The sequence below is a fragment of the Pseudomonas sp. St290 genome (assembly GCF_018325805.1).
Lineage (GTDB): Bacteria > Pseudomonadota > Gammaproteobacteria > Pseudomonadales > Pseudomonadaceae > Aquipseudomonas > Aquipseudomonas bijieensis.
In genome coordinates, this window is the sequence record NZ_AP014703.1 from 4,394,915 (window position 1) to 4,411,181 (window position 16,267).

General features: G+C 61.0%; 12 protein-coding genes and 1 pseudogene. 6 read left to right on the forward strand and 7 right to left on the reverse strand.

What is annotated here, in order from left to right; all coding sequences use genetic code 11:
* Positions 1-313: 313 nt before the first annotated feature.
* Complete coding sequence (locus PBDP_RS19075) at positions 314-3,118, forward strand: ATP-binding protein (protein ID WP_212801156.1); 2,805 nt, start codon at positions 314-316, stop codon at positions 3,116-3,118.
* On the opposite strand, the gene PBDP_RS19080 is transcribed toward PBDP_RS19075, so the two are convergent.
* Positions 3,065-4,555 carry an ATP-binding protein gene (locus tag PBDP_RS19080; RefSeq protein WP_212801157.1) on the reverse strand — a complete coding sequence of 497 codons (1,491 nt, stop codon included), beginning with the start codon at positions 4,553-4,555 and terminating at the stop codon, positions 3,065-3,067. The two genes, PBDP_RS19075 and PBDP_RS19080, sit on opposite strands and share 54 nt — an antisense overlap.
* Positions 4,556-4,738: 183 nt before the next feature.
* On the reverse strand, positions 4,739-5,689 hold the full coding sequence (locus PBDP_RS19085; protein WP_109755573.1) for a GlxA family transcriptional regulator: 951 nt from the start codon (positions 5,687-5,689) through the stop codon (positions 4,739-4,741).
* A 326-nt stretch (positions 5,690-6,015) separates the two neighbouring features.
* On the opposite strand from PBDP_RS19085, the gene PBDP_RS19090 reads away from it, so the two are divergent.
* Positions 6,016-6,738, forward strand: a complete 723-nt coding sequence (locus tag PBDP_RS19090) for a pirin family protein (protein ID WP_212801158.1) — start codon at positions 6,016-6,018, stop codon at positions 6,736-6,738.
* A 133-nt stretch (positions 6,739-6,871) separates the two neighbouring features.
* Here the strand turns inward: PBDP_RS19090 and PBDP_RS19095 are convergent, their stop codons facing one another.
* Positions 6,872-7,747, reverse strand: a complete 876-nt coding sequence (locus PBDP_RS19095; protein ID WP_109755576.1) for a LysR family transcriptional regulator — start codon at positions 7,745-7,747, stop codon at positions 6,872-6,874.
* Positions 7,748-7,858: 111 nt separating this feature from the next.
* Between PBDP_RS19095 and PBDP_RS19100 the strand changes: the two genes are divergently transcribed.
* Together PBDP_RS19100 and PBDP_RS19105 are read left to right on the forward strand one after the other, a co-directional pair.
* Positions 7,859-9,055: a YbfB/YjiJ family MFS transporter gene (locus PBDP_RS19100; RefSeq protein WP_163857918.1), complete on the forward strand. Its 1,197-nt coding sequence runs from the start codon at positions 7,859-7,861 to the stop codon at positions 9,053-9,055.
* Between the two features lie 285 nt (positions 9,056-9,340).
* Positions 9,341-9,754: a hypothetical protein gene (locus PBDP_RS19105; RefSeq protein ID WP_109755578.1), complete on the forward strand. Its 414-nt coding sequence runs from the start codon at positions 9,341-9,343 to the stop codon at positions 9,752-9,754.
* Between the two features lie 90 nt (positions 9,755-9,844).
* On the opposite strand, the gene PBDP_RS19110 is transcribed toward PBDP_RS19105, so the two are convergent.
* On the reverse strand, positions 9,845-10,888 hold the full coding sequence (locus PBDP_RS19110; RefSeq protein ID WP_109755579.1) for a GlxA family transcriptional regulator: 1,044 nt from the start codon (positions 10,886-10,888) through the stop codon (positions 9,845-9,847).
* Between the two features lie 293 nt (positions 10,889-11,181).
* On the opposite strand from PBDP_RS19110, the pseudogene PBDP_RS30385 reads away from it, so the two are divergent.
* Positions 11,182-12,264 (forward strand): annotated as a pseudogene (locus PBDP_RS30385) (HAMP domain-containing protein); the annotation flags it as partial.
* Positions 12,265-12,357: 93 nt separating this feature from the next.
* Positions 12,358-13,125: a methyl-accepting chemotaxis protein gene (locus PBDP_RS30390; RefSeq protein WP_371925633.1), complete on the forward strand. Its 768-nt coding sequence runs from the start codon at positions 12,358-12,360 to the stop codon at positions 13,123-13,125.
* Positions 13,126-13,161: 36 nt separating this feature from the next.
* On the opposite strand, the gene PBDP_RS19120 is transcribed toward PBDP_RS30390, so the two are convergent.
* From PBDP_RS19120 to PBDP_RS19130, 3 genes are read right to left on the reverse strand one after another with little or no spacing between them, the layout of a single operon-like run.
* Positions 13,162-13,944 carry a phosphate/phosphite/phosphonate ABC transporter substrate-binding protein gene (locus PBDP_RS19120; protein ID WP_212801159.1) on the reverse strand — a complete coding sequence of 261 codons (783 nt, stop codon included), beginning with the start codon at positions 13,942-13,944 and terminating at the stop codon, positions 13,162-13,164.
* A 42-nt stretch (positions 13,945-13,986) separates the two neighbouring features.
* A complete protein-coding gene (locus PBDP_RS19125) occupies positions 13,987-15,315 on the reverse strand; it encodes an LLM class flavin-dependent oxidoreductase (protein WP_116832864.1) in 1,329 nt (442 codons plus the stop codon).
* Between the two features lie 36 nt (positions 15,316-15,351).
* A complete protein-coding gene (locus PBDP_RS19130; RefSeq protein WP_109755583.1) occupies positions 15,352-16,257 on the reverse strand; it encodes an ABC transporter substrate-binding protein in 906 nt (301 codons plus the stop codon).
* Between the last annotated feature and the right edge of the window lie 10 nt (positions 16,258-16,267).

The window sequence follows — 16,267 nt, forward strand, 5'->3', positions numbered from 1 at the left end:
TGGTCCGACCAGGAGCGGCATGGGCGTGAGTTAAACGTTGTTAATTTTTTTGGAACTGGGAGCTTTTGTGGCGAGGGAGCTTGCTCCCGCTGGGCTGCGCAGCAGCCCCAGGACTGTCACCTCGGTGTGCCAGATTGATGGGAGATGCGGCCTTTTGGGGCCGCTTCGCGACCCAGCGGGAGCAAGCTCCCTCGCCACGAGGTTCGTCGACTGGAAGGCCGGGGGTAGAGCCTGCGCCGTTGCGCTTGAAGCCAAACCTGAGGAATATGCTCGGGTAAAGCCCAGGCATCGGGCCCAGAACATTGAGAGCACCATGAGCCAATACCTCAGCTTGCCCGTCGAACAGACGGTGCATTTCGGCCCTTATCGGGTCCATCCGCGCCAGCGCCTGGTATTGGAGGGTGGGCAACCGTTGCGCCTGGGACGACGGGCCGTGGAGATTCTGCTGGTGTTGCTCGAACACGCTGGCGAGGTGGTGAGCAAGCAGCAATTGATCGCCCGGGTCTGGCCCAGGAGCGTGGTGGAAGACACCAACCTGCGCGTGCACGTCGCGGCACTGCGCAAGGCTCTCGGGGATGGCCAGGCCGGGCAGCGCTACATCGTCACCGTGGCGCAGCGCGGTTATAGCTTTGTCGCGCCGCTGTCATTCGAGCCCCTCGCCCCCTTGGCGCATATCCCCCATCCGTCGTTGGCGCGCAACCTGCCGTTGCAACGCACGCGCATGATCGGACGCCAGGCCCTGGTGGAAAACCTGGTGGCCCAGTTGCCACGAAAGCGTTTCATTACCCTGGTCGGCACCGGCGGCATCGGCAAGACCACCGTCGCCCTGCGGGTCGCTGAGCGGCTGATCGGCCACTATCGTGACGGCACTCATCTGCTGGACCTGGCGTCGCTCAACGATGCGGCCATGATCGCCCCAAACCTGCGTGCATTGCTGGACCTGCCACTGCAGGACGGTGATCCGCTGGACGCCATCGCCCGCCAGCTCAAGGAGCGGCATCTGCTGCTGGTGATCGACAACTGCGAGCACCTGATCGACGCCATCGCCCAGCTCAGCGAAACCTTGCTGCGTGGCGCTCCCCACCTGCACATCCTGGCCACCAGCCGCGAAGGCCTGCGTGCCGAAGGCGAACACGTACAGCGCCTGGACGCCCTGGCGTTCCCCCCCCGGGAAATGCCCATCGAGGGTTATCCCGCCCTGGAGTACCCGGCGCTGCAACTGTTTGCCGAACGTGCGATGGCCAGCCGTGACGACTTCGAACTGACCGACCGCGAGGTGCCGTTGGTGATCGACATCTGCCAGCGACTGGACGGCATTCCCTTGGCCATTGAACTGGCCGCCGGACAACTCGACCGTTTCACCCTGGAGGAACTGCACCGGCAATTGCAAGACAGCGTCGCCCTGCTTCACAACGACACCGACGCCGCACCGCGCCAGCAAACCTTGCGCGCCACGCTGGACTGGAGCTTCGCGCTGCTCACGACGTGCGAGCAAACCTGCCTGCGCCGGCTGGCGGTGTTCATGGGCAGTTTCAACCTGGCCTCCGCCGCCGCGGTGATCATTGGCCAGCATGTCGCGCCCGACCAGGTGCTGGTGTCGATCAGCCAGTTGGTCGCCAAATCGTTGCTCAATGTAGAGATCGGCGATGAAGAGGTGCGCTATCGCCTGCTGGACACCACCCGCAGCTATGCCTTGGAGCGACTGACCGAAGCCGGGGAGCTGGCAGCCAGCCAGGAACGCCACGCCGAGCGCTGCCTGGCGCTCATGGGGCAGGCGGAAAACGATTGGGACAACACGCCCACCCGATTGTGGATCGCCCGCTACGCCGACTATCGCGACGACATCCGTGCGGCACTCGACCGAGGCCTGGGTCCGCAGGGTTCACACGCCGTGGCGATCCGCTTGACCGCCCGCACCCTGCCCCTCTGGCAGGAGCTGTCGCTGCTCAAGGAACATGGCCTCTACGTCAACAAGGCGTTGCAATTATTGCGGGCCAGCCCCGCTCCCTGCCCACGCTTGACCCTGGCCCTGGAACTGGCCCACGCCAGTTTCAACTACCACACCGAGGGCGGCACGCCGGCAACGGTCCGAGCCTTTGCCACCGCCCGGCAGTTGGCCCGGCAATGCCAGGACCTGGCCGGTGAGCTGCGGGCCGTGTCCGGGCAAATGACCGTCGACCTCAGCTGCGGCAACTACCAACAGGCCCTGGCACACAGCCTGGATTTCGACCGATTGGGCTTGCAGGGCGACCCGATCCTGTCCTTGAGCACTCAACGCCTGCGGGTGCTGGCGTTGCATTTCATCGGCGACCAGGGCGCGGCGCGGCGCGATGCCGAACAGGTGATCCAGCGCCTGGCCCAGAGCGGCCACCTCAGCCGTTTCAGCCACGGTTTCGGCGTGCAATACGACCAGAGCGTGGCCGCGCTGACGATTCTGGCACGCATCCTCTGGCTGCAAGGTTTTGCCGAAAAAGCCCGACGCACCGCCAACCTGGCGTTACAGATCGCCTTGCAGATCAACCACGGCATTTCGATCTGCTACACCCTGGCGCTGACCGGTTGCGTGATCGCCCACTACAACGGCGATCATTCGACCGCCCGGGAAAGGCTCGAGCTGTTGAAGCAGCAGGCCAAGAAACATTCGGTGATGCTGTTCCATGACTGGGCTTGCCATTACGCCTGCGCATTCGATGGCCACCCCCTGGCAACGAGCCCGACAAGCGGACTGATCCAGGACATCGCCGTCACCCTGCGCAGCGACTTTGTCGTCCCGGCGCAAATCGAACGGGCGCGCAGTGGCGCCGCGGGTTGGTGTTCGGCGGAGATCCTGCGGGCCGACGCTGAAACCCTGCTGGCGCAGAACGAGCCGTCCCTCGTGAAGCCAGCCGAAGCACAACTGCTGGCTGCCCTGGCCGTGGCCCGTCGCCACAATGCCTTGGCCTGGGAACTGCGCAGCGCCACGTCCCTGGCGCGCTTGTGGCAACGCCAGGGGCAAGCCCACGCCGCGCAGGCGCTGCTTGGGCCCGTCTATCGACGCTTCACCGAAGGTTTCGAGACCCCCGACTTATTGGAAGCCAGCGCGCTGCTCCAGGAGCTGACCCGCCGGTTGGGGCCTTGAAGGCCGGGCGCCCCAAGCACCTTGCAACACATAACGCCGATGAAACACAGGCCACTGACCACTGCGCCGCAATTTGTCCATGGCATAGGTGCGAATAGTGTGGAGCAGATAGAAGCGAACCCCTTCGGCGCGCGGCTCGACCATCAGCAGTGATACGCTCGCCAGCCTCGACAGCAGGCCGGGCAATGGCCCGACACTCAGTTCAGCGCAACTGATCACGGCCAGCGCAGCCTTGAGCGTAAACGGCCCCTCGAACACCGCCAGGCGCTGGAATACGGTTCGCTCGTCAGCGCTCAAACGTTCGAAACTCGAGTCCAGCACCGCTTCCAGGCTTCGGTGTCGAGCCACCGCCGTACGCCGCCCGTGGCTCAAGAGTGACAAACCGTAATCCAATTGCTCCAGGACCCCCGCCACTCCCAAGGCATCGACCTGGGCCGCCGCCAGTTCCAACGCCAGTGGCAACCCGTCCAGGCGCTGGCAAATCTGTGCAAGGATCGGCCAGTCGCGACTACCCGGCTTGAACCCCTGCTGCCGGGCGCCCACCCGCTCGATCAGTAACTGCACCGCCGGGCACGCCTCGATCTGGTGCTCAGGTTCCTGGGGCGACGCCACGGCCAGCCCCGGCAGGGACACCAGCCTTTCATCCGGCAAGTCCAAGGCTTCGCGACTGCTGAGCAACACCGACACCCCAGGCGCCGCTGCAGCCAGTGCCTGGACCAGTTCCCGACAGCCATCGAGCACCTGCTCGCAACCGTCGAGCACCAGCAACATCCGACAGGGTTCGAGGCAGCGGACCAAAGAACCGTGCCCCAGGCCCAGCACGCCGGCCACCTGCGCCATCACTTGCGCGGGATCGCCGGCAGCCACCAGGTCAACGAACCAGGCACCGTCGTCAAAATGCTCGAGCAGCAGCTCCGCCACCCGCAACACCACGGTCGTCTTGCCAACCCCGCCCGGGCCGACCACGGTGGTCAGGGGTTGATGGGGTACTTGCGCCAGTAGCCGCCCCAGGACTTTGTCGCGACCGACCACCGGGCTCAGGCGGGCGGGCAGGTTGTGCCGTTCGACCCGGCAGCTGAAAGGCGACTCGACGCCCTCTTGCGCCGCCAGGGGCAACGCAAGGCAATAGCCTTGCCGAGGATGATTGAGGATATAGCGAGCGCCGTCCCGGCCGTCACCGAAAGCCCGCCGCAGCGCCGCGATGTGCACCCGCAGGTTGATGTCCTCCACGACGCTGTCAGGCCACACCTGTGCAATGAGTGTCTGCTTACTGACATAGCGGCCGGCATGCTCCACCAGCACCTGCAAAACATCCAGGGCGCGGCCGCCCAGCGCGATGGGCTGGCCGTCACGGGTGACCAGCCGCTGCTGCCGGTGGAAGACGAACGGACCGAAGCTCAGCGCCGGCTCGCTGTCGGGTTTGACGAAACTGTTCATGGGCGATCCAGCGCCGGATAACCGGTCCGGGCATCAGTGTGCCGATCAACGAACACGTCTGCCCCGGCTCCCGCGCATCCTTTCCAAAGGGTTCGCCGTTATCTTGGCAGGCACAGGCTTCAGGACAATGCTGGCACAGGGAGCACCACGGACATCACGGTGCCCTGGACGGACACCGATGGCTCAACTGAACTGCTGACGATATTGCACCGGGGTCAGGCCGAGCTTTTCACTGAACAAAAAGCGCATGTGCCGGACACTGCCAAACCCACTGCGAAACGCCACGGTCTTGAGAGGCAGGTCGGTGGTCTCCAGCAACTGACGCGCCCGGTCGATGCGCGCGCCCTGCAGGAACTCCATGGGCGTCATCTTCACTTCACGGGCGAAGACCCGGGCGAAATGCCGCGCGCTCATGGCGGCCAACGCGGCCATGCGCTCGATGGTGAAGGGTTCTTCCAGATGTTCCATCACATGATTCTGCACCCGGGTAATGGCCGACTCCTGCGTCGACACCGCCGCCACCGAGGGACTGAACTGCGCCTGTCCGCCCTGGCGTTTCATCACCACCAGCAACACCTTGGCCACGTCCAACGCCACCTTGCGGCCATGGTCCTGGGCGACGATGGACAGGGCCAGGTCGATCCCGGCGGTAACGCCGCCAGAGGTGATCAGGCGCCTGTCCTGCAGGAATATCTTGTCGGTCTCGACCACAGCCTTGGGGAATCGTTGGATCAGGCGTTCGGTGTAATGCCAGTGGGTGGTGACGCGATAACCGTCGAGCAAGCCCGCTTCACCGAGTACGAAGGCCCCGGTGCAGATGGAGCCGTAGCGCGTAGCCCGCTGCGCCGCGGCCCGCAGCCAGGTGTGCAATCCCGGATGCTGGTCGTTATAGGCCCCCGGCCCGCCCGGCACCAGCAACACGTCATAGGCCGCCCATGCCTGGTCGATATGGATATCGGCCAGCACCGTCACGCCGTTGGACGCCCGCAACGGCCCGCGCTCGGTCCCCAGGGTCAGCAGTTGATAACGCTGTTCCGCTGCCAGGTAGCGATTGGCGATGGAAAACACCTCGAGAGGCCCGGACATGTCGAGCAGCAGAAAATCCGGGAACAGCACCATTGCAACGGTTTTCATCGAGAAAGACGCCAAAAAAATCCAGAAACTGTAAATACCCCCTGTGGGAGCGAGCTTGCTCGCGATAGCGGTAGGTCAGTCGCACTGGTGCTTGGCTGATCCAACGCCATCGCGAGCAGGCTCGCTCCCACAGGTTTTGTGTGGCTCAAAAACCTCAGCATTATGTCGAAGCGAAGCATCTGCCGGTAGGCATTCTCTATTGTCTACTCAAACAGGACAGTCTTTCGTTTTTCACCTTCTTATTGAATATCCTGATAAACATTAACCTTCTTCTGAACTCGGCGAACGGCCCCAGCCGTCGCCCATAAACATCAGGAGAAATCATCATGCTGACCCTTCGCAAAGCTTCGGACCGCGGCATCGCCCGTCACGGCTGGCTGACCTCGTTCCACACTTTCTCTTTTGCCAGCTACCGCGACCTCAACCAACAGGGCTTCTCCGACCTGCTGGTCATCAACGATGACCGGGTCGCCGCGGCCAAGGGCTTCGGCCAGCATCCCCACCGGGACATGGAGATCTTTTCCTATGTGCTCGAAGGGGCGCTGGAACACAAGGACACCCTGGGCACGGGCTCGGTCATTCGCCCCGGTGACGTGCAATTGATGAGCGCCGGCAGCGGCGTGGCCCACAGCGAGTTCAACCACAGTGCGGACGAGCCGGTGCACTTCCTGCAGATCTGGATCGTGCCCAACGTCAGCGGAGCCACGCCACGCTATCAACAGGAGCATTTCAGCCGTGAGCAGAAACAGGGTCGCCTGCAATTGATCATCTCCCCGGATGGCGCCGACGGCTCGCTCCAGGTGCGCCAGGATGCACGGGTCTACGCCGGGTTGTTCGATGGCGAGCAAAGCGCCACCCTGACCCTGACCCCGGATCGCTATGCCTACGTGCATGTCGCCCGAGGCACTGTCGAGCTCAACGGCGTGCCGTTACAGGAAGGTGATGGCGTGCGGGTGCGCGAGGAGCAGGTCCTGACCTTGAATAACGGCCAGGATGCCGAGGTGCTGGTGTTCGATCTGCGGCCGCAGGAACTGCCACAGATGCCATGACAGCCGTGTCTATGCCTGCCCCCACTGTGGGAGCGAGCCTGCTCGCGATAGCGGCCTGTCATTCAATATCAACGCTGAATGACCCTACGCCATCGCGAGCAGGCTCGCTCCCACATTGGACCTCATGACCGCTTCACTCATTCTCCAGCGCAAACACCTCGACAATCTCATCGATTACCGCCCGCACCCGTGCGGTATGGCGCAGGTCCGCGTGGGTGACCAGCCATACCTCGTAAGGCAGCGGGCGCGTGCGTTCCGGCCAGATCCTCAGCAGCCCGTCACGCTCCCCCATATACACCGGGATTTCCCCCACGCCGATGCCCGCGGCAATCGAACGGCGCACCAACAGGCTCGAACTCAGGCTTGCCACGATCCGCCCGCGGTTGATCGGCTCGCAGACCAGGGTAAAGTCCTTGCTGCCCTGCAAGTAGGGCTGGTAGACCACCAGGTCATGGCCTTCGAATTCACTGCCAGGCGACGGTAGGCCATGGGCATCGACATAGGCCCGGGACGCGAACAGCCCCACCGGCCAACGCGCGATCCGCCGGGCGATCAGGTCAGGGTTGTCGGGCCGGGTGTTGCGTACGGCAATGTCCGCCTCCCGCTTGACCAGGCTGAGTATCTGCGTGGAAGCATCCAGCTGCACGCGCACATCAGGGTGCCGTCCATGCAAGCGGGCAATGGCGGGAATCAGGAAATCGATGGCCAATGAGTCGGTAGTGGCAACCCGGACATTGCCAATCAGGCGATCATCCAGGCCCTGGATCCGGCGCTCCAGTTCCAACGCCGAATGCTCCATCTTCTCCACCGCCTCGAGTGCCGCCTCGCCGACGGCTGTCAATGCGTAACCGTCAGGGGTGCGCAGGAACAACGCGGCACTCAGGGATTTCTCCAACGCCGTGATGCGCCGCCCCACAGTCGCCTGATCCACCCCCAATGCCCGCGCGGCACCACGCAAGGTCGACGCCCGGCAAACAGCAAGAAACACCCGCGCATCATCCCAATTCATCTGCCTCTCCAGTGATGCAAATCTGCATCGCATTGCCGCGAAATCGCTGCATAAACGCAGCAACGATAGCCGATATGCTGGGCGCCATAAACCCTTCACAGGATCGCTGTCATGACCACTCCATCCGCTGCGCTCGACTCCGCGCCCACGGGCATCTGGTTACCCATCTTCGCCGGCCTCTGTGCCAGCCTCGTCAGCATCGGCCTGGCGCGTTTCGCCTACACGCCGCTGATCCCTTCGTTGATCGAGGCCCATTGGTTTTCGGCCAATGACGTGGTCTACCTGGGGGCGGCGAATCTGGTCGGATACCTGGTCGGCGCCCTGCTCGGCCGTCCCATGGCCCACCGACTGACCAACAGGAACGCCTTGCGGCTGATGATGCTGGCCGTGACCGGCGCGTTTTTCGCCTGTGCTTTCCCGCTTTCGGTCACCTGGTACTTCGCCTGGCGGCTACTGTCGGGAATCGCCGGCGGCGCCATCATGGTACTGGTGGCGGCGACCGTATTGCCCCATGTGCCGGCGGCGCGCAAAGGGTTGGCCAGTGGTGCGATTTTCCTTGGCATCGGCCTTGGCATCGCCGGTTCGGGAACGATTGTGCCACCGCTCTTGAGCCTCGGCTTGCAAGCCACCTGGCTGGGGCTCGGCGCCCTGTCACTGGTACTGACCGGGCTGAGCTGGTTCGGCTGGCCCCAGGACACGGCGCATGTGGCAGCCAGCGCTGCGCCCGACGCCCCCATGCCTGCGGCTGTCTTCCGATTGTTCGCCCAGTACGCCTTCATGGCCGCCGGGCTCGTGCCTGCGATGGTTTTTTTGGTGGACTACGTGGCCCGCGGCCTCGGGGCCGGTGCACATGTCGGGGCACTGGTCTGGGTCATGTATGGCCTCGGGGCGATTATCGGGCCGGTGAGCTATGGCTTTCTCGCCGATCACCTGGGTGCGCGCAGGAGCATTCGACTGGTGCTACTCGTGCAGGCAATTGCCCTCGGCTTGCTGGCGATTTCACACACCTTCATGGCGTTGGCGCTACTGGCGGTGGTCATCGGTTCGTTCCCACCAGGCATTGTGCCTCTGGCCCTGGCCCGGGTGCATGAACTGGTACCCAACCATCATCGCCAACAACTCGCCTGGAGTCGTGCCACGGTTTCATTCGCGACCTTCCAGGCGGTCGCCGGGTTTGCCTATTCAGCACTGTTCAATGCCAGTGGCGGACATCACGCTTTGCTTTTCCTGATTTCCGCAGGGGCCATTCTTGTTGCACTGACGCTCGACTTCACGCCATGGGGCAATTCGAAAGTGCTGAACTCGTGAGCATTGAAGCCATTCAGACGAAAAACCTCTAAAAAAAGTCGGGTGACTTGGCGAATTCAAGCTTTGATCTATGGAGCGGCGAAGCATCTTGGACTGGCTTCACTCTCAGCCTGAAATGTGCTCGCCTGTTGCCACGAGGCATGGGGGCCTATAAAGTTCCCAAAAGGATTTTGTTTCTGACCGGCGGTCATGATCCTACCCAAAGCAAATTGACCCGATGCACGAGCCCAGGCAATAATTTCATTTTGCCATCAACTCCTGACTTGCTTATTCACGGAAGAAAGCATGAAAACCCTTATATCCCTCGCTTTAATCTCGATTGCGTGCAGTGCGGCTGCGGATGTCCAGAACATCAAATACATTTACGATGATTCGGATGCCGTGTACTCCATCGTCTCGTCTGTCGATAGTGGTTCAGCCATCCAGGCCACCGTGCAGAGAACGGGCACCTACTTCACCAACTACACGAAACTGGAACTCGACTGCGCCAGCCGCAATGTGCGGCATATGGGGATGTACAACAGTCTCGCAGGGTTGGAGAAAGCCGAGTTCGACCAGATGCAAGGGCGAATCATCGACGGCTCGATCGCCGACGAAGTCGGCAAGGTGTTGTGCAAGGAGACGACCTTGACCGCATCGCAAGCCACTCCGCAAACCGAAGACCTGCCCACCGAAACTCAGACAGACGATAACAGCTGATTTTTTGTCCGTAACACCGCAGCCTGCTCCCGCAAAGTTGCACGGCCCCCTTTGCCCATCACAAAGTTCATCTCTGATTTTGCGACGGCTTCATCGCAAGGTTTGTCTGCGCTCCGATTTCGAACGGTAACTGCCAGGCGGCACACCAAAGAAATCCCGGAAACGACGCTGGAAGTGCGGGGAACTGACGAAACCCGTCGCCACGGCGATTTCAGTCACGGACCGATTGGTTTGCTGGATAAGCTGGCGGGCACGTGTCAAGCGCAGCTCCAGGTAATAGCGTGTTGGGGTGGCACCGAGAAAACTGCAGAACCGTCGTTCCAACTGCCGCTTGGAAATCTTGACGCACGCTGCCAGCTCATCGATGGTCAGAGGCTCTTCTACGTTTTGCCACATCAGTTCCAAAGCCAGCTTGAGGCTTTCCGGCAGCGTCGGGTCGGTCTCGACGAAGACCGGAGGCAAGTCCGTCGCATCATCGCCCGACTCATCACAGCGAAGAATTTCCTCGATGGCGCCCACCAGTGCCGCCCCACCCGTCTGGCGAATCAACTGGAGCATCATGCGCAGCGAACTGTTGGCACCTGCGCAACTGACCCGCTCCCGATCAACGACATAGGCCCGGCTGGACACCTTCACATGGGGAAACACCTCCGCCATCATGGCGCGGCTTTCCGGGTGGACAGCGCATTCGAAACCGTCCAGCAGATTGGCATCAGCCACAAAGAAGACACCATTCCACAGCCCTCCCAGTATCGCCCCGGACGCCGCATTGGCGCGCAGCTTGCGCCGCAGCAAGGGGTGGCCTTGCAACTTCACCCGAAAGCCGCCGGCAACGATCAGCACGTCCTGGTTTTCCGGCATCTGTGCCAGCTCGATGTCGGTCGAGATGACAATGCCCAGGTCGCTCGTCACCTGTCCTCCTGAAACCCCCACCGTCAGCACTTCATAGAGGGGCATGTCGCTCATCAGGTTGGCGGTCACCAGCGCGTCCACCGCACCGGTGAAGGACATCATCGAGAAGTTGTCCATCAATACAAACGCGACGCGGATCGGCGACTGGCTGGCGGGTGCCGCTCCGAGTGGTCGATAAGCCATGTTCTTGTTTTTGAGTACGCTCTCGAATGCGCTTGGCATAGGGCCTCGTTAATACCTTAAAGACGATGAGGGTTTGCTGCCGGTGGGTGCCGTTAACCACAAGGCAAAGAGACAGAGCAAACCACGCTATCTTCCAGGCTAGTCAAACCGGGTGCAATCGCACCGACGCCCTCTACTGATCGACCCGCGCCAAAACGGACGGCCTCAAGTGCCTACGACTTTGGTCGATACATTGGCTGTAGGCATGGGCGCTTTTCCCTTCCAGAGACTCGCAACGCCAACCACTGCTGTTTCCGCCGTTCCAACACTTAAAAAATTCCGCGGGAGAAGTCATGAATATCAAACAGAAGCTGACATGGGCGTTCGCGGCCATCGCCTGCCTCCCGGTTATCCTGGTGGCGGTGCTTGTCGTGCTGAACCTGCGCGACGCCGCGAAAGCCAACTTCCTGGACAGTAGCGGTCGTGAAATCCGTCAGATCGACAACGGCATGAAGCAGTTCTTCGATGGCATCAGCCAGAACGTCGAATACATCGCCAAGGATCCACGGATCATCGCGGCCAAGGGTTTGAAAAATTACTCCCTGGCCGATGCTGCACAAACACCGCTCCCCGAAATCAATCAACAGCTTCTGGAAGTATTCGACCGATTCGCCAAAAGCCATCCGACCACCGCCTACCTTTCCGTGGGGATGAGCGACGGTGGCTACGCAAGTTGGCCTGACGACCCCAAGATGACCAACTACGACCCACGCGTGCGCCCCTGGTACAAGGCCGCCCTGGCCAAACCAGGCACCGTGGCGCGTACAGATGCCTATTACTGGGCGCCGGACGATGTGTCGCTGATCGGCACCGTACACACCGTCGCCGACGCCAGCGGCAACGTCGTGGGCGTGGTGGGCCTGGACGTGTCGCTCAAGCAACTGACCGAACTGGTCAAGAACATCAAGTTGGGCGAGAGCGGCTACCTGATGCTGGTGGAAGCCAACGGCAACGTCCTGGTGGACCCTGCCGATGCCAAGCACAACTTCAAGCCGCTGGCCGACCTGGGCCCCAACTATGCCGAGCTGGCCAAAAGCAGCGATGGCGTGACCCAGATCGAGATCGAAGGCGTGCCCTACATGGCCAACGTGGTCAGCTCCAAAGGGTTGGGCTGGCGCTTCATCGGCCTGATCAAGCGCGACGAAGTAATGGCTGAAGCCTCGAGCCTGACTTGGCTGATCGCCGCCATCGCCGCCGCGCTGGCCGTGGTCTTCGCCGTGGTGGGCGCCAGTTTCGCCAGCGTAATCGTGCGGCCGATCCGCGGGGTTGCCAACGGTCTGCAGGAAATCGCTGAAGGTGAAGGCGACCTCACCCGCAAACTCTCGGTACAAGGCAAGGACGAAACCGCCACCCTGGCAGGCTGGTTCAACCAGTTCCTGGGCATGATCGCGCAACTGATGCAGCGCATCGGCAGCGCCTCTTCCGACCTGCAAACCGCCGCAGCCGATACCAGCCACGTGGCCCAGAACATGAACGACGCCGCCGGGCGCCAGCGCCAGGCCGTGGAGCTGGTCAGCACCGCGTTCAATGAAATGGTCGCCACTGCCAACGAAGTTGCCCGCTCGTGCAGCCAGGCGGCCTCCAGCGCGGACGAAGGTTATCGCGACGTGCATGACGGCCAGCATCACATCGGCGAAGCCACCGGCAGCGTGCTGAAACTGAGCGAGGACCTGCAGCAGTCGACCCAGACCATGCAGGCGCTGGAACAGGACAGCAAGAACATCAACACCATCCTCGACACCATTCGTTCCATCGCCGAGCAGACCAACCTGCTGGCCCTCAACGCCGCCATCGAGGCCGCGCGGGCCGGCGACCAAGGTCGCGGGTTCGCCGTGGTAGCCGATGAAGTCCGCGCCCTGGCACGGCGTACCGCCGACTCCACGGGCGAGATCGACAGCCTGCTGGGCAACCTCGCGCGGCGCACCCAGGAAGTCACCCAGCAGATGCAAAGCAGCCTGCAGGTGTCGCAAACCAGCGTGGAACGCATCCAACAGGCCCGCGACAGTTTCGACAAGATCCGCAACTCGGTGGATTCGATTCGCGACCAGAACACTCAGATCGCCACGGCGGCAGAAGAACAGCACCAAGTGGCCGAAGACATCAACCGGCACATCGCGCAGATCCATACCGATGCACAGCTGGTGGAGGAATACGCCCACTCGGCGCAAACCGGCTCGGGACGCTTGACGGATATCTCCGGGCAGCTCAAAGGCTTGGTGGGACGCTTCAAGTTCTAAATTGCTTGAAGTGGCGAGCCAGGGACGGCTCGCCGCTCACGACGCTACAAACGAAAAGCCGCAGTGGGCCGCACTGCGCTCATATTCCAGAAGACACGCATAGTCAGCCTCACTGGCCGGCAGCACTTCCCTGATCGCCAGCGTTCGAGAAACCTCCGGCAGTTGGCTCAAGGCTTCATTCATTGCCTTCCTGATTGAGTCTGCGTCCGCAGGCGTTCGCCGAATCGAGGTTATATAGGGCAGGCAGGGACTGCGCACACTTCGCACCAGGACCCTCAGGCCTTCGATCTCATCACTGTTATCCCTCGCAAGATAGTCGTAGGTGACGCTGTCGACAGAAGCCAAATCACCGTCGCCATCTTTCAGCCTTCGCATGCTCTCTCTGTGCGATCCGGTGAAGGTTAGTCTTGAGAAAAAACCACGGTCGCTGATCCCGGCAAGTGTATGACGCAATAGATTCATTCCTGAATTGGAATCCTGAGCGTTGATCAGTCCATGGCTGCCCTGGAAACCCGCCAGATCAGTCACGGCCGAATCAGCTCTACAGAGCAGCAAACTGCAATGGTCACCGCCCGAGCTATGGGCAAGCTCATAGCTCGGGCGCCCGATCAGCCTCACCCTTCCCCGCAGCGATGTGACTAACGGATAGCCGCAGGTCTGGGACAACAAGAGGTCCGGGGAAAGCCAATGGGCCGCTGGCTCAACAATTTGCTCTTGCTCGCGGTGCTCGCCCAAAATCGCCAGGACACGTCGAAGCCAGGCTTCCTGTGCCTGTAAAACCCTTGCGGGAGCGAGGTACATGGAGAGATCGCTGGTCATATGAAATCCAATTAAAGGACTGTTATCGGCGCTTGGCGCTGATCACAGCAAGAAGCTGTTAGCCGGTTTTTTCAAGCCCAAGCGGTCCCTTAGCGTCCCGGGTTCATATTCCTTGCGGAAAATCCCTTTGGCTTGCAGCAAAGGCACCACGCCACGCGTGAATGCTTCGAAGTCCGTCGGCAAAAACGGGAACATGAGGTTGTAGCCATCGACGGCATTCGACTCGTATAACGCTGAAAGCTTATCGGCTATATGTTCCGCCGTTCCGATCAGTAGCCAGGTACTGGAGCTCTTGACCAAGCGGCGCCCTATTTCGCGGATAGACAAGGAAGGATCGTACTTCTTGAGCAGGGCCAGCTCAGTTCGAATGCCATCAAACTCAGACTCATCTGGCAACGCTGGCAGGGGGCCGTCCGGCGAGAGCCCCGTCAAGTCGAGACGGGTGTAGCTGGAGACCAGGTCAATCGCCACGGCATCGATAATGAGACTGTCCTCCAGTTGCCGACGTCGCTCCTCCTCAGTCTCATCCTCCAGAACCACCGGAAGCACACCGGTAATGATTTTCAGATCACTGGAATGCCTGCCCTTCAACTCGAGCCGGCGATTCAAATCGGCCCTGTACGCCAGTCCTTCTTCAACCGTATTGATGAAACAGAAATGCACGTCCGCGTGGGCCGCGGCCAGGTCCTTGCCCGCTTCAGAAGACCCCGCCTGGGCCAAGACCGGATGCCCTTGAGGTGGACGCGGCACGTTAAGCGGCCCTCGCACGCTGAAATGCGTCCCTTTGTGATGGATCGGATGGATTTTCGATGGATCGGCAAAGTCGCCGGTGCCCTTGTCGAATTCAAGCGCCCCGTCCTCCCATGAGTCCCAAAGCTGTTTGACGACACGAATGAATTCATCGGCCCGCAGATAACGATCACCGTGTTTCGCCACGCCTGACAATCCGAAATTCGAAGCCTCCTCTTCCAGCCAGGAAGTCACGATATTCCAACTGGCTCGCCCTGAACTGAGATAGTCCAGCGATGCAAAATACCGCGAGATGTTGAAGGGCTCGTTATAGGACGTTGAAGCCGTGCCCATCAGACCGATGTGCTCGGTCACAGCGGCCAGTGCGGACAAGAGCGTAATGGGCTCAAGGCGGGCATTGGCATAGTGCCTCAAGCCGCTGGCCACGGAGTCCCAGACCGCCACGTGATCGGCGACAAAAACCGCATCGAACTTCGCCGCCTCGGCCGCCTGCACCAGTTTTACGTAGTAGCCCAGCGTCAATATTTCCTGGGTCGGTGACAACGGGTGGCGCCAGGAAAAACGATGGTCCCCTTGGGGATTAAAGAAGAACAGATTCAGGATCATACTTTTATTGGACATAACGACTCCGCGACCTCACCAACATCGCATTCATGTTCAGTTGGCCGTCTTGACGGTATTTTCGGCGACCCACTGCGCCGCGACTTTTGCCGGATCCTTGTGATCGATATCAACAAGGCGATTGAGTTGCTTGAGATCGTCATCGGTCAGCTTTGCGGAAACTTCGTTGAGCACCTTGGTGACTTCCGGGGTTAGCAGTGCCTTGCGCCCCAGTGGGGTGATGTTTTGCAGGGGTTGTTGATGCTTGTCGTCCTCGAGCACAACCCAGGGTTCTTTCGCCAGGATGCCTTGCGTGGAGACGACGGTGGCGACGTCGATAGCGCCTGAATTCAACGCCAGCCGCGACAAGGGCCCGCCCATGTCCAGGGATTTGACGCTCTTGAAATTGATGCCGTAGACCGCTTTCAGCCCAGGCAGGCCCAAGGCAGAAGTGGCGACTTCCGGTGGTCCGCCCAACGTTAAATCAGCTGAGACAGGCGCCAGGTCGGACAAGGTGTGCAAGTTGTACTTTTCTGCGGTCTTTTTAGTGACGGCCCAAGCGGTAATAGAGCCCGCCGCGGAAGGCTCAAGCAACTGCAGGTTCGCCGGTAACTTCTGCTGCAAGGCGCTGACGATCTCCTTTTGGCTGGTCAGGGCTGTCTTGTCATCATAAAAACTCAGCAGTGATCCTATGTATTCGGGTACAACGTCGACATCCCCATTTTCCAAGGCCTTGGCGATGATCTGGCGATTGCCCAGATTGAGCCGGGTCTTGACTTCTATCCCTTCATTTTTCAAGGCTGACGCATAAATGTTTGCGAGAATCGTCTGCTCGGAAAAATTGGCCCCGCCTATGGTGATGGATTGAGCACTGGCAAACGTGCTGCCCACCAGCAAGCCTAACCCCAGCAACAATGAAACCGATTGCACTGAGCGAGCCTTCGAACGTTGTTTGTTTTTCATTTGGACTTGC

Bases quoted from the DNA above. Each gene is read 5' to 3' on its own strand.
- PBDP_RS19100 (WP_163857918.1), top strand. From the start codon at position 7,859: ATGACCACTCCATCCGCTGCGCTCGACTCCGCGCCCACGGGCATCTGG.
- PBDP_RS30390 (WP_371925633.1), top strand. From the start codon at position 12,358: ATGAACGACGCCGCCGGGCGCCAGCGCCAGGCCGTGGAGCTGGTCAGC.
- PBDP_RS19105 (WP_109755578.1), top strand. From the start codon at position 9,341: ATGAAAACCCTTATATCCCTCGCTTTAATCTCGATTGCGTGCAGTGCG.
- PBDP_RS19075 (WP_212801156.1), top strand. From the start codon at position 314: ATGAGCCAATACCTCAGCTTGCCCGTCGAACAGACGGTGCATTTCGGC.
- PBDP_RS19080 (WP_212801157.1), bottom strand. From the start codon at position 4,555: ATGAACAGTTTCGTCAAACCCGACAGCGAGCCGGCGCTGAGCTTCGGT.
- PBDP_RS19130 (WP_109755583.1), bottom strand. From the start codon at position 16,257: ATGAAAAACAAACAACGTTCGAAGGCTCGCTCAGTGCAATCGGTTTCA.
- PBDP_RS19120 (WP_212801159.1), bottom strand. From the start codon at position 13,944: ATGACCAGCGATCTCTCCATGTACCTCGCTCCCGCAAGGGTTTTACAG.
- PBDP_RS19095 (WP_109755576.1), bottom strand. From the start codon at position 7,747: ATGAATTGGGATGATGCGCGGGTGTTTCTTGCTGTTTGCCGGGCGTCG.
- PBDP_RS19085 (WP_109755573.1), bottom strand. From the start codon at position 5,689: ATGAAAACCGTTGCAATGGTGCTGTTCCCGGATTTTCTGCTGCTCGAC.
- PBDP_RS19110 (WP_109755579.1), bottom strand. From the start codon at position 10,888: ATGCCAAGCGCATTCGAGAGCGTACTCAAAAACAAGAACATGGCTTAT.
- PBDP_RS19090 (WP_212801158.1), top strand. From the start codon at position 6,016: ATGCTGACCCTTCGCAAAGCTTCGGACCGCGGCATCGCCCGTCACGGC.
- PBDP_RS19125 (WP_116832864.1), bottom strand. From the start codon at position 15,315: ATGTCCAATAAAAGTATGATCCTGAATCTGTTCTTCTTTAATCCCCAA.